The following is a 12,017-nucleotide window of genomic DNA, read 5'->3' on the forward strand; positions in this document are numbered from 1 at the left end:
ATGGTACTGCAGGGGGGACCCTGTGGGAGAGTAGGACACCGCCGAACAAATTTTGAAGAAAACCCCGCACCTCACGGTGCGGGGTTTTCTGCGTTTCGGCCCAGATAACGGGAAACGGGAACCGGGCCGACGGCCGGAATTGCCCGGTCGTCGGCCGACCAACGGGGATCTCACAGCCGGCCCGCCGCTTTCAGCGCGAGGTAGGCGTCCGCGAGAGCCGGCGCCAGGTCGTCCGGTGTCGCGTCGACGACCGTGACGCCGTGGCGGCGGAGCTGCTCGGCGGTGCGATGGCGCTCGGTCTGGGCCTGGGCCGCCGCGGCGGCTTCGTACACGGCCTCGGCCTTGCCCCGGCCCGTGGCCATCCGGCCCACATGGGGATCCGCCACCGAAGCCACCAGCACCGTATGGCGCTGGGTGAGCTGCGGGAGGACCGGCAGCAGGCCCTCCTCGACCGGGGCGGCGTCCAGGCTGGTCAGCAGCACGATCAGCGAGCGGCGCGGAGCCGTGCGCAGTGTTGTGGCCGTGAGCCCCCGGGCGTCCGTCTCGACGAGCGCCGGCTCCAGTGTGGCCATGACGTTCACCAGGGACGGCAGGAGGTCGCCCGCCGCACGGCCCTGGACGAGGGCGCGCACCCGGCGGTCATAGGCGAGCAGGTCGACCCGGTCACCGGCGCGGGAGGCCAGCGCCGCGAGCAGCAGAGCGGCGTCCAGCGAGGCGTCCAGCCGTGGGGCGTCGCCCACCCGGCCCGCGGAGGTGCGGCCGGTGTCGAGGACGAGGAGGATGTGGCGGTCGCGTTCCGGACGCCAGGTGCGGACGGCCACCGAGGACTGGCGGGCCGTGGCGCGCCAGTCGATCGACCGGGTGTCGTCGCCGGGGACGTACTCGCGCAGGCTGTCGAACTCCGTGCCCTCGCCGCGGGTGAGCAGGCTGGTGCGGCCGTCGAGCTCCCGGAGTCGGGCGAGCTTGGCCGGCAGGTGCTTTCTGCTGGTGAACGGGGGCAGCACGCGGACGGTCCAGGGGACCTTGTGGGTGCCCTGGCGGGAGAACAGGCGGAGAGGACCGTAGGAGCGGATGGTGACGCGGTCGGCCTGGCGGTCGCCGCGCCGGGTGGGGCGCAGGTGGGTGGTGACGCGGCGGCGTTCGCCGGGCGGCACCGTGAGGCGGTGCCGGGACGCCTCGGTATCCGTGCCGGGCGGCCAGCTGCTGGGCGGCCAGGCGTCGCGCAGCTCGGCTCGAAGAGGTCGCCGGGACGGGTTGTCCACGGTGAGCGTGACGTCGGCTGACTCGCCCAGGCGCACAAAGGTGTCGCCGGAGCGGGTCAGGCCGAGGCGGCGTACCGGCGCGGCGAGGGCGTAGTCGCAGGCGCAGGCGACGGCCAGCGGCATGTTGACGGCGAGGATGCCCGCCCAGCCGGGACCCCAGACGCCGACCGGGAGCGAGCCGAGGGCCGCGAGGAGTGCGGCGCGTCCGGTGAGGGCCATCAGCGCGGAACCGGCACGTGGGCGAGGATCGCGTTGATGACGGAGTCGGCGGTCACGCCCTCCATCTCCGCCTCCGGGCGCAGCTGCACCCGGTGGCGGAGGGTGGGCAGGGCGAGGGCCTTCACGTCGTCGGGGGTGACGTAGTCGCGGCCGGTGAGCCAGGCCCACGCGCGGGACGTCGACAGCAGGGCCGTGGCCCCGCGCGGGGAGACGCCGAGGGTGAGGGACGGCGATTCGCGGGTGGCCCGGCAGATGTCGACCACGTAGGCGGTGAGCTCGGGGGAGACGGTGGTCTTGGCGATCGCGGCGCGGGCGGCGTCGAGGTCGGCGGGCCCGGCGACGGGGCGTACGCCGGCGGCGCGCAGGTCGCGCGGGTTGAAGCCTCCGGCATGCCGGGCGACGACGTCGATCTCGTCCTGGCGGGACGGCAGAGGGATCGTCAGTTTGACGAGGAAGCGGTCCAGTTGGGCCTCGGGCAGCGGGTAGGTGCCCTCGTACTCGACCGGGTTCTGGGTGGCGATGACCAGGAACGGCTCGGGGAGCGGGCGCGGGGTTCCGTCGACGGTGACCTGGCGCTCCTCCATGGCCTCCAGCAGCGACGACTGGGTCTTCGGCGGGGTGCGGTTGATCTCGTCCGCGAGGAGGAGGTTGGTGAAGACCGGGCCGGGCTGGAAGGAGAACTCGGCGGTGCGCGCGTCGTAGACGAGCGAGCCGGTCACGTCGCTCGGCATGAGGTCGGGGGTGAACTGGACGCGCTTGGTGTCGAGTTCGAGCGCGGCGGCGAGGGTGCGGACGAGCAGAGTCTTGGCGACTCCGGGGACGCCTTCGAGGAGGACGTGTCCGCGGCAGAGCAGGGCGACGACGAGGCCGGTCACGGCGGGATCCTGGCCGACCACGGCCTTGGCGATCTCGGCGCGCAGGGCCTCCAGGGAGGACCGCGCGGGGCCGGCGTCCCCGGGGTGCCCGGCGTTGTCAGTGGTCGGGTCCATCATGGACGGCGTACCTCTCTTTCGAGGGCGTCGAGTTGGTCGGCGAGGGAGACGAGGGCCGCGTCGTCGCCGGGCGGCGGGCCGAAGAGGAGGGAGTGCAGGGACTGTCCGTCGCCGTGGAGTTGGGCGGACAGCGCGGGGAGCAGGGCCTCGGACGCGTGCGCCTGGGCCACGGGCACGCCGACGAGGGGGGCCAGGCGGGTGCGGGTGGTGGAGCGCAGAGCGTCGGCCGCGCGGTCGCGGGCGTTCGCCTTGCGGTAGAGGCGGGCGCGGCCTTCGACGGCTTCGGAGGCCCGGATCGCCACGGGGAGTCTTTCGGGCACGAGGGGGCCGAGCCGGCGTGCCCGCCACAGGGCGGCCAGGGCAGCGGCGACGAAGAGCTGGAGTGTGCCCCACAGCCAGCCGGAGGGGAGCAGGTCGAAGAAGCTGCGGGCGCCCGTGTCGGGGGCCGGTTCGTCGGCGAGCGAGGGGAGGTACCAGACCAGATGGGGGCGGGAGCCGAGGAGTTGGAGGGCGAGCGAGGCGTTGCCCTGCTTGTCGAGGCGGGTGTTGTAGAGGATGTCGGGCGCGCCGAGGACGACGGTGTCGCCGCCCTTGGCGGACCGCGGCAGGAGCAGCAGGGTGGGCAGGCGGTCGCTCGGGTAGCAGGAACCGGCGCCGGGGACGGTGGTCGAGTAGCGAAGGCCGCCGCCGGTATCGGCGCTGCCCGCGCGCCGGGCGGCGGGCAGCGAGCAGCCGGGGGAGAGGGTGGTGTCGAAGCTGGGGGCACCGTCGGCGACGACACCGGGGGCCAGTCTGCCGACGGACGGGGTGTCGGGGGCGACCAGGACGGTGCGTCCGCCGGAGGCGGCGGTGGCGGTGTGGAGCCGGGTCTGCTGATTCTTGGTCAGCAGGTCGGGGACGGCGACCAGAAGAGTGGTGTCGGGGCCGGCCGCGGCGCGCGCCTGGCCGAGGGTGGTGACCGTGCGCGTGGACACGCCGTGGTCGGCGAGCAGCGCGGTGACGGCGTGACTGCCGTAGGGGTCGGCGGAGCGCGGGTCGAGACGGCCGTGCTCGGTGCCCGAGTGGAGCAGGGCGAGGGCGACGGCGCCCGCCAGCAGGAGCACGAGCGCGAGCAGGATGCCCCGCGTGCGGGTCCACATCTGGCGGGTGGTGGGCGAGGCCGAGGTGGACGGGAGCGTGGCCTCGGTGGTCATCCGGCGGCTCCCTGGCGGGCGTTGTGGGCGGTGCTCGGGTCGCTGCTCGCGGCCTGCGGCCTGGTGCGCTCCAGGTCGCGGTCGAGTTCGGCGACGCGGTGGTACGACTGCTCGCTCGCCCTGCGCCCGCCGTATGTGACGTCGTCGAAGTGCCGGGCGGCCGCGCGCAGTCGGTCCGTGTGGGCGGGCAGGGAGCGGCCGGCCTCGGCGGCCGCCTCGTCGGCGGTGCGGCCGGGGCGGACGTCGAGGAGGGCGCGTTCCTCCAGGGAGCGGACGATGGCGCGCATCCGTTCCTGGACGGCCTGGCTCCAGTGGCCCTGGGCGGCGTGCGCCTCGGCGGCCGCGCGGTGCTCGGCGGCGCTGCGGGGCCGGTCGCCGAACAGTGCGGCGGCGGAGGCGGCCTCGCGGCGCGGTGTGCCGAGCCGCCACCACAGGGCGGCCACCACCAGCAGTACGGCCACGAGGAGGACGACGAGGCCGAGGGTGCCCCCGGGTGCCGCGGCCGAGGCGGTGTCGAAGAGCTTGGCGACCCAGTCCCAGAAGGCGTTGAGGGCCCGTTGCAGCAGGCCGGGGTCGTTCTCGTGGTACATGCGCTTGGACAGCTCGCGCCGGGCCGCCTCCCGCGCGGGATCACGCGGGAGGGTCACCGGCGGCTCGTCGCCGCCGACGCGCGCCAGTGCCAGGACGGCTGTGCCGCGAGCGCGCTCCAGCGCTCGTACGGCCGTGTCGGCCGCCCCGGTCTGCGTCGGCAGCGCCGTGAGCACTCCCCCCGTCAGGCTCACGCCATCAGCTCCCCGAGGCGGTGCTGTCGCCGCCGTAGCCCTGGACACCGGCGGCGCGGGCCAGTTCGAGGTCGAGGGCCTCACGGCGGATGCGCTGGTCGATGTAGAGGAGCACGGTGACGCCGGCCGAGATGGGAAGCGTGATCGTCGATCCGATCACTGCTCCGACCCCGCTGATCAGGAGGTACGTCCAGCCGAACTCGACGGTGCCGTTGAGGAGGCCGCCGACGCCGTCGCCGCCGAACGCGGAGGCGATGAGGGTGAAGGGGATGACGACGATCGCCGAGATGATGCTCGCGATGAGCACGGCCAGCGACTGGATGCCGCAGACCCGCCACCAGGAGCCGCGGACCAGCTTGGCGGAGCGGCTCATGGCCTTCACGATGCCCTGCTTCTCCAGCATGAGCGCCGGGGAGGCGAGGGCGAAGCGGACGGCCAGCCACAGCGCGACGACCGCGGCGCCGAGTGTGCCCAGGACGGCGAGCGCCAAACCGCCGGCGGGCGAGCCCGCGACGGCCACCAGGATGCCGGGCAGCGCGCCGACACCGATCACGGTGGCGCCGATGAGCAGCAGCAGGAGGATCAGGCCGAACAGCCGGGGCACCTGCGGCCGGGCGTCCCGCCAGGCCTCGCCCGCGGTGACCGGCTTGCCGAGCACCGCGCGGCTGGTGACGGTCGTGAGCAGCGCGGTGGCGAGGACGGTGCCGATCATGGAGACGACGAAGAGCAGGCCGGAGCCGAGCATGGTGTCGCGCATGGCGCCGAGCAGTTCGTGGGGGGTGGCGTTCGGGTCGTTGAGGACCTGGGTGCCGGCGCTCTGGTCGAGGGCGAAGCGCTGCAGCAGGATGACGAGGATCTCGGTGACGACCGCGACGACCAGGGAGATGCCCAGGACCGTGCGCCAGTAGGTGCGCATGGTGGACACCGCGCCGTCGAGGATCTCGCCGACGCCGAGCGGGCGCAGCGGGATCACGCCGGGCTTGGCCGCGGGCGGCGGACCGCCCCAGCCGCCTCCCCAGGCGGCGTATCCGCCGGGACCGCCGTAGCCGCCCGGTGCCGGGCCGCCGTGGCCGTACCCGCCCGGGCCGCCGTGGCCGCCCTGGCCGCCGCCCGCCGGGGGCGTGCCGCCCCAGCCGGGGCCGGGGGGCGGGGGCGGTGGGGCCGCGCCGGGGGCCGGGGCTCCGGTGGGGGCGGACCACTGGCCGGGGGGCGGCTGCTCCTTCGACCACTTCGTGCCGGGGCCCTGCGGCTGCGCGCCCGGCTGCGTGCCCTGCTGGTCCGCGGGCTGTGCGGGGCCGGGACGGCCGGCGGCGTCGGCAGGACCGGACGCACCGGGTTCCTGCCCGTCGGACGGGGCGGATCCGGGCGAGGCCCAGCCCGGAGTGTCGTTCATCGTCGCTCCTTCACGGTGCCCGTCCGCGGTCGCGGCGGCAGGTTGGCAGCCATCGTGCCATGGGGTGGTCTTCGGCGGATCGGCCGCGGTGGGGGCCGCACACCTTCAATTGTCCGCCCGGTACGGGGCAGACTGACGGCATGGCTGATCAGTACGCGCAGACCCGCGAGGACAACCGGCCGGCCGGGACACCGGCGATCCGCTGGGAGGAGCCGCCCGAGGGCCCGGTCGTGGTCCTCCTCGATCAGACGAGGCTGCCGACCGAGGAGGTCGAGCTGGTGTGCACGGACGCGCCCGCGCTGGTGGAGGCGATCCGGTCGCTCACCGTGCGGGGGGCGCCGCTGCTCGGCGTCGCGGGGGCGTACGGCGTCGCGCTCGCCGCCGCGCGCGGCTTCGACGTGGACGATGCCTCGGCCGCGCTGGCGGCCGCCCGGCCCACGGCGGTGAACCTGTCCGTCGGCGTGCGCCGGGCGCAGTCCGCGCACCGGGCCGCGCTCGCCAGGACGGGTGATCCGCGGCCGGCCGCCGCGGCGGCGCTGGCCGCGGCGCGCCAGCTGCACCAGGAGGACGCGCGGGCCAGTGCGCGGATGGCCGAGCACGGGCTGACGCTGCTGGACGAGCTGGTGCCCGGCGGCGGGCACCGCCTGCTCACCCACTGCAACTCCGGGGCGCTGGTGTCGGGCGGGGAGGGCACGGCGTTCGCGGTGGCGCTCGCCGCGCACCGCGCGGGCCGGCTGCGGCGGCTGTGGGTGGACGAGACCCGGCCGCTGCTGCAGGGCGCCCGGCTCACGGCGTACGAGGCGGCGCGCAACGACATGGCGTACACGCTGCTCACCGACAGCGCGGCGGGTTCGCTGTTCGCGGCCGGCGAGGTGGACGCCGTGCTGGTCGGCGCGGACCGCATCGCGGCCGACGGCTCGGTGGCCAACAAGGTCGGCAGCTACCCGCTCGCGGTGCTGGCGCGCTATCACCACGTGCCGTTCATCGTGGTCGCGCCGGTGACGACGGTCGACCTGGAAACGCCGGACGGGGCGTCCATCGAGGTCGAGCAGCGCCCCGGGTACGAGGTCACGGAGATCATCGCGCCCCAGGTCCCGGTGATGGGCACCGGCGGCGGCATCCCGGTCGCGCCGCTCGGCACGCAGGCGTACAACCCGGCGTTCGACGTGACCCCGCCGGAGCTGGTGACCGCGATCGTCACGGAGGAGGGCGCCGTGTCGCCGGTGACCGCCAAGGCTCTCGCCGAGCTCTGTGACCGCTCGCGGCACGCGACGGCCGGCTAGCACGGACGTCGTACGGATCGCGCGCACGGCCCTGCCACCGGGGGCGTCCCACCCCCGGTGGGCGCCTCCCGCGCCCCGCCGGCATCCCCGGCCCCGGACCGAGGGCAGACAGTAGCGGCTCCATACGACTATCGTCACGGGCCAGTGACGTGCCTCACCAGTAGCTTCGCCACTGTTACGAGAATGGGATGATGTCGTTTATGAAGGGACGAGTCCTTGTCGTCGACGACGACACCGCACTGGCCGAGATGCTCGGCATTGTGCTGCGTGGTGAAGGTTTCGAGCCGTCTTTCGTAGCCGACGGCGACAAGGCGCTGGCCGCTTTCCGGGAGACCAAGCCCGATCTGGTGCTGCTGGACCTGATGCTGCCCGGCCGGGACGGCATCGAGGTGTGCCGCCTGATCAGGGCGGAGTCCGGAGTGCCGATCGTGATGCTGACGGCCAAGAGCGACACGGTCGACGTGGTCGTCGGCCTGGAGTCCGGCGCCGACGACTACATCGTGAAGCCGTTCAAGCCCAAGGAGCTGGTCGCCCGCATCCGGGCGCGGCTGCGCCGGTCGGAGGAGCCCGCCCCCGAGCAGCTCGCCATCGGTGACCTCGTCATCGACGTGGCCGGGCACTCGGTGAAGCGGGACGGGCAGTCGATCGCGCTGACGCCTCTGGAGTTCGACCTGCTGGTCGCCCTGGCCCGCAAGCCGTGGCAGGTGTTCACCCGTGAGGTGCTCCTCGAGCAGGTCTGGGGCTACCGCCACGCGGCCGACACCCGTCTGGTCAACGTGCATGTCCAGCGGCTGCGTTCCAAGGTCGAGAAGGACCCGGAGAAGCCGGAGATCGTGGTGACCGTCCGCGGTGTCGGTTACAAGGCCGGGCCGAGCTGACGTGTCCGGGGACAGTGCCGCTTCGCCGCCCGGGCGGACCGGGGCCGGCGCGCGGCGGCCTGTCGGCCGGACCGGCGGCTCCCGCTGGGCGCGCCTGCTGGAGGGCGGACTGCTGAACGGCGGCGTACAGGGCAGTCCGGTCCTGCGGCTGTTCATGCGCTGGGTGCGCCGTCCGCTGCTGCCGGTGATGCGGCTGTGGCGGCGCAACATCCAGCTCAAGGTCGTCGCCACCACGCTGCTGATGTCGCTGGGCGTCGTGCTGCTGCTGGGCTTCGTCGTCATCGGCCAGGTGCGCAACGGCCTGCTGGACGCCAAGGTGAAGGCGTCGCAGAGCCAGGCCACCGGCGGATTCGCGGTGGCCAAGCAGAGGGCCGACGAGGCGGCGAGCGGCACCGGCGACAGCGGCTCGGCCGCCGACGGCCACGCCTCGCAGAACGTCATCCAGTGGATGAGCGACCTGGTGTCGTCCCTCTCCAGCGGCGGCCAGGGCGCGTTCGACGTGGTCACGCTCCCCGCGGGCGACGACAGCGGCGGCGGGCGCGGCCCGCGCTCCTCCGGCGACGTGGACCCCACCGCGAGCGTGCCCGAGGACCTGCGCGCGCGGATCAACAGCAGCACGGTGGCCGCCCAGAGCTACACCCGGATCCTCTACAAGGACGGCGACAAGGACTCCCAGCCCGCGCTCGTCATCGGCAAGCAGGTCAACGACCCCAACGGCGACCCGTACCAGCTCTACTACCTCTTCCCGCTCACGCAGGAGGAGAAGTCGCTGAGCCTGGTCAAGGGAACCCTCGCGACGGCCGGCCTCTTCGTCGTCGTCCTCCTCGGGGCCATCGCGTGGCTGGTGGTGCGGCAGGTCGTCACACCGGTGCGGATGGCCGCCGGGATCGCGGAGCGGCTGTCCGCGGGGCGGCTGCAGGAACGGATGAAGGTCACCGGCGAGGACGACATCGCGCGGCTCGGCGAGGCCTTCAACAAGATGGCGCAGAATCTGCAGCTGAAGATCCAGCAGCTGGAGGATCTGTCGCGGATGCAGCGCCGGTTCGTCTCCGACGTCTCCCACGAACTGCGCACGCCCCTGACGACCGTGCGGATGGCGGCCGACGTCATCCATGAGGCACGCGTGGACTTCGATCCCGTGACCGCGAGGTCGGCGGAACTGCTCGCCGACCAGCTCGACCGGTTCGAGTCGCTGCTCGCGGACCTGCTGGAGATCAGCCGCTTCGACGCGGGCGCGGCGGCGCTGGAGGCCGAGCCGATCGACCTGAGGGAGGTCGTGCGCCGCGTCGTCAGCGGGGCCGAGCCGCTCGCCGAGCGCAAGGGCACGCGGATACGCGTGGCCGGCGACCAGCAGCCCGTGGTCGCCGAGGCCGACGCGCGGCGCGTGGAGCGCGTCCTGCGCAACCTCGTCGTCAACGCCGTGGAGCACGGCGAGGGCCGGGACGTCGTCGTGAAGCTCGCTGCGGCCGGCGGCGCGGTCGCGGTCGCGGTGCGCGACTACGGCGTCGGGCTCAAGCCGGGCGAGGCGACCCGCGTCTTCAGCCGTTTCTGGCGGGCCGACCCGGCACGCGCGCGGACCACCGGTGGCACCGGCCTCGGGCTGTCGATCGCCCTGGAGGACGCCCGGCTGCACGGCGGCTGGCTGCAGGCCTGGGGCGAGCCGGGCGGCGGCTCGCAGTTCCGGCTGACGCTGCCGCGGACCGCGGACGAGCCGCTGCGGGGCTCGCCGATCCCGCTGGAACCCAAGGACTCGCGGCGCAACCGCGGCCTCGACGACGCCGGTCTGCCGCGCGGCGGCGACAAGCGCGCCACGGTGCCGGCGCAGGCGTCGGGCGAGCAGAGGGCGCTGCCGGCACGGGACCCGCTCGCGTCCCGGTCGGCCGCGGTGGCCCCCACGGCCGACCCGACGGCGCTGCCCGGCAACGGCGCGCGCGTGGTGCCCCGTCCCGCTTCGGGCGTACGACGACCGGAGGCCCTGCCCGCCGCGGACAGGGCGGCCAACGACAGCACGAGCCCCACGGAACCGGAGGGAGCCGGGCCGCGGGGCGCACAGAAGCAAGGGGAGGCATTTCGTGGGCGCTGACCGCGAGGGGGGCGCGCGGCGGCGGCCGATACGCGCGGTGGCGTACGCCGTTTGCGGAGTCGTACTGCTGGCGGGATGCGCCTCGATGCCCGACAACGGTGATCTGCGGGACGTCGAGTCCACCCCGCGCCAGGACGCCCAGGTGCGGGTGTTCGCCATGCCGCCCCGGGAGGACGCCCCGCCCGTGGAGATCGTCCAGGGCTTCCTTGAGGCACTGACCAGCGACGATCCGCAGTACGCGACGGCCCGGCAGTATCTGACGCCGACGGCCGCGCAGCAGTGGAGGCCGGAGCGGGCCACGACCGTGCTGGCGGGTGGGCCGGACATCCAGGTCGACCACAGCATCGGGCGGGACGACACGGACGACTACGCGTTCACGCTGACCGGCAGCAAGGTCGCGCGGGTCGACGCGCAGCAGGCGTACACCCCGCTCGGCGGCGACTACGGCGAGCCCGTGCACCTCAGGCGGGACCGCAAGACCAGGCAGTGGCGCATCGACGGGCTGCCCCAGGGCGTCGTCATGGGGCAGTCGGACTTCCAGCGCAACTACATGTCCGTCAACAAGTACTACTTCGCCTCGAACACCTCGAGTGCCGCCGGCGCTTCGGGTGCGGCGGACGCCCCGGCCGCGTCCGGGGAGCACGCGACGGCGGTCGCCGACCCGGTGTACGTGCGCCGGCGGGTGGACGCGATGACGCAGATGGTGCGCTCCCTCCTCAGCGGGCCGACACGCTGGCTGGGCCCCGCGGTCAGGTCGAGCTTCCCCACCGGTACGGCGTTGCGCAAGGGCGTGACCTCGCTGACCCCCGACGACCAGAACAAGCTGACCGTGCCGCTGAACGAGGAGGCCTCCCGGGTCGGGCACGAGAAGTGCGTGGAGATGGCGACGCAGTTGCTGTTCACGCTGCAGAACGTCACCCCGACCGTGGACACGGTGGCGCTGCAGCGCGCCGACGGGACGTCGCTGTGCACGATCGGCGAGGGCCGTGCCGAGACCGTCGCCACCCGCGGGTCGGTGAAGCGGCCCGACTTCCTGTACTTCGTCGACGACAAGGACCGGCTAGTCCGGATCGCCGGCGGCAGCGCCGGCACGGCCGCCGATCCGGTGCCGGGCGCGCTCGGCGAGGGCACGCGGAAGCTGCGGTCGGCGGCCGTGTCGTGGGACGAGCAGAGCGCGGCCGGGGTCGGCCTCGACGGCAGGTCGCTGTACGTCGGCTCGCTGGTGTCCGGCGGTTCGCTCGGAGAGCCCGTGCTGCAGAGCGGTGGCAGGACCGAGGACGACCGGCTGACGACGCCCAGCTGGGACGCGCGCGGTGACCTGTGGGTGGCCGACCGCGATCCGGCCCGGCCGCGGCTGCTCGTGCTGGAGCAGGGCGCGGGACAGCCGCTGGAGGTGCGGGTCCCCGGGCTGAGGGGGCGGGTCAACGCGGTGCGGGTGGCCGCCGACGGCGTGCGGATCGCGCTGGTCGTGGACAAGGGCGACAAGCGGTCCCTGCTGGTCGGGCGCATCGAGCGGCACCTGAGGAGCGGGGAGCGGCCCGCGGTGGCGGTCCTGGGGCTGCGTCCCGCCGCACCGGAGCTGGAGGACGTGACCGCCGTGTCCTGGGCCGGCGACAGCCGGCTCGTGGTGGCCGGGCGCGAGCAGGGGAGCGTCCAGACGATCCGGTACGTCCAGGTCGACGGCTCCGCTCCCGAGGGGCCCACGCCCGCCGCGCTGACCGGGGTGAAGTCGGTCGCCGCCTCCGAGGACGACCGGCTGCCGCTGGTGGCGTACTCGGAGGACGGCATCGTGCGGCTCCCGTCCGGTGCGCAGTGGCAGCAGGTGGTCAAGAACGGGTCGGCGCCGGTCTATCCGGGGTGACCGGAGCGGCGCTCACCCGGGCCCGCTCGTGCGGGTGAATCCCGGTCGGCGCGGTGGCGGTTGTCCACAGG

The 12,017-nt window shown here is 74.3% G+C and carries 9 protein-coding genes; 4 read left to right on the forward strand and 5 right to left on the reverse strand.

Features of this window, described 5'->3' with window-relative positions:
• Nucleotides 1–170: 170 nt before the first annotated feature.
• The 5 genes from ACF1A5_RS30160 to ACF1A5_RS30180 are packed head-to-tail and all read right to left on the reverse strand — an operon-like array spanning nucleotide 171 to nucleotide 5,841.
• Nucleotides 171–1,481: a DUF58 domain-containing protein gene (locus tag ACF1A5_RS30160; protein WP_392196047.1), complete on the reverse strand. Its 1,311-nt coding sequence runs from the start codon at nucleotides 1,479–1,481 to the stop codon at nucleotides 171–173.
• Nucleotides 1,481–2,470 (reverse strand): AAA family ATPase, encoded by a 990-nt coding sequence (locus ACF1A5_RS30165; RefSeq protein WP_392196048.1) that lies wholly within the window; start codon nucleotides 2,468–2,470, stop codon nucleotides 1,481–1,483. The genes ACF1A5_RS30160 and ACF1A5_RS30165 overlap by 1 nt, the downstream gene beginning before the upstream one ends.
• Nucleotides 2,470–3,666 carry a DUF4350 domain-containing protein gene (locus ACF1A5_RS30170; protein ID WP_392196049.1) on the reverse strand — a complete coding sequence of 399 codons (1,197 nt, stop codon included), beginning with the start codon at nucleotides 3,664–3,666 and terminating at the stop codon, nucleotides 2,470–2,472. The genes ACF1A5_RS30165 and ACF1A5_RS30170 overlap by 1 nt, the downstream gene beginning before the upstream one ends.
• The gene (locus tag ACF1A5_RS30175; RefSeq protein ID WP_392196050.1) at nucleotides 3,663–4,448 is read right to left on the reverse strand and encodes a DUF4129 domain-containing protein; all 786 of its coding nucleotides are present in this window, start codon (nucleotides 4,446–4,448) and stop codon (nucleotides 3,663–3,665) included. The genes ACF1A5_RS30170 and ACF1A5_RS30175 overlap by 4 nt, the downstream gene beginning before the upstream one ends.
• 4 nt (nucleotides 4,449–4,452) lie before the next feature.
• Complete coding sequence (locus ACF1A5_RS30180; protein ID WP_392196051.1) at nucleotides 4,453–5,841, reverse strand: glycerophosphoryl diester phosphodiesterase membrane domain-containing protein; 1,389 nt, start codon at nucleotides 5,839–5,841, stop codon at nucleotides 4,453–4,455.
• Between the two features lie 140 nt (nucleotides 5,842–5,981).
• Here ACF1A5_RS30180 and mtnA point away from each other — a divergent pair, with 140 nt between their 5' ends.
• The 4 genes from mtnA (at nucleotide 5,982) to ACF1A5_RS30200 (ending at nucleotide 11,946) form a co-directional block, all read left to right on the forward strand.
• The gene (mtnA, locus tag ACF1A5_RS30185) at nucleotides 5,982–7,124 is read left to right on the forward strand and encodes an S-methyl-5-thioribose-1-phosphate isomerase (RefSeq protein WP_392196052.1); all 1,143 of its coding nucleotides are present in this window, start codon (nucleotides 5,982–5,984) and stop codon (nucleotides 7,122–7,124) included.
• A 188-nt stretch (nucleotides 7,125–7,312) separates the two neighbouring features.
• Nucleotides 7,313–8,002 (forward strand): two-component system response regulator MtrA, encoded by a 690-nt coding sequence (mtrA, locus tag ACF1A5_RS30190; RefSeq protein WP_003975799.1) that lies wholly within the window; start codon nucleotides 7,313–7,315, stop codon nucleotides 8,000–8,002.
• Between the two features lies 1 nt (nucleotide 8,003).
• Nucleotides 8,004–10,085, forward strand: a complete 2,082-nt coding sequence (mtrB, locus tag ACF1A5_RS30195) for an MtrAB system histidine kinase MtrB (RefSeq protein ID WP_392196053.1) — start codon at nucleotides 8,004–8,006, stop codon at nucleotides 10,083–10,085.
• Nucleotides 10,075–11,946, forward strand: a complete 1,872-nt coding sequence (locus ACF1A5_RS30200; RefSeq protein ID WP_392196054.1) for an LpqB family beta-propeller domain-containing protein — start codon at nucleotides 10,075–10,077, stop codon at nucleotides 11,944–11,946. The genes mtrB and ACF1A5_RS30200 overlap by 11 nt, the downstream gene beginning before the upstream one ends.
• The last annotated feature ends 71 nt before the right edge of the window (nucleotides 11,947–12,017 follow it).

The sequence above is a fragment of the Streptomyces sp. NPDC014864 genome (assembly GCF_043081525.1).
Taxonomy (GTDB): domain Bacteria; phylum Actinomycetota; class Actinomycetes; order Streptomycetales; family Streptomycetaceae; genus Streptomyces.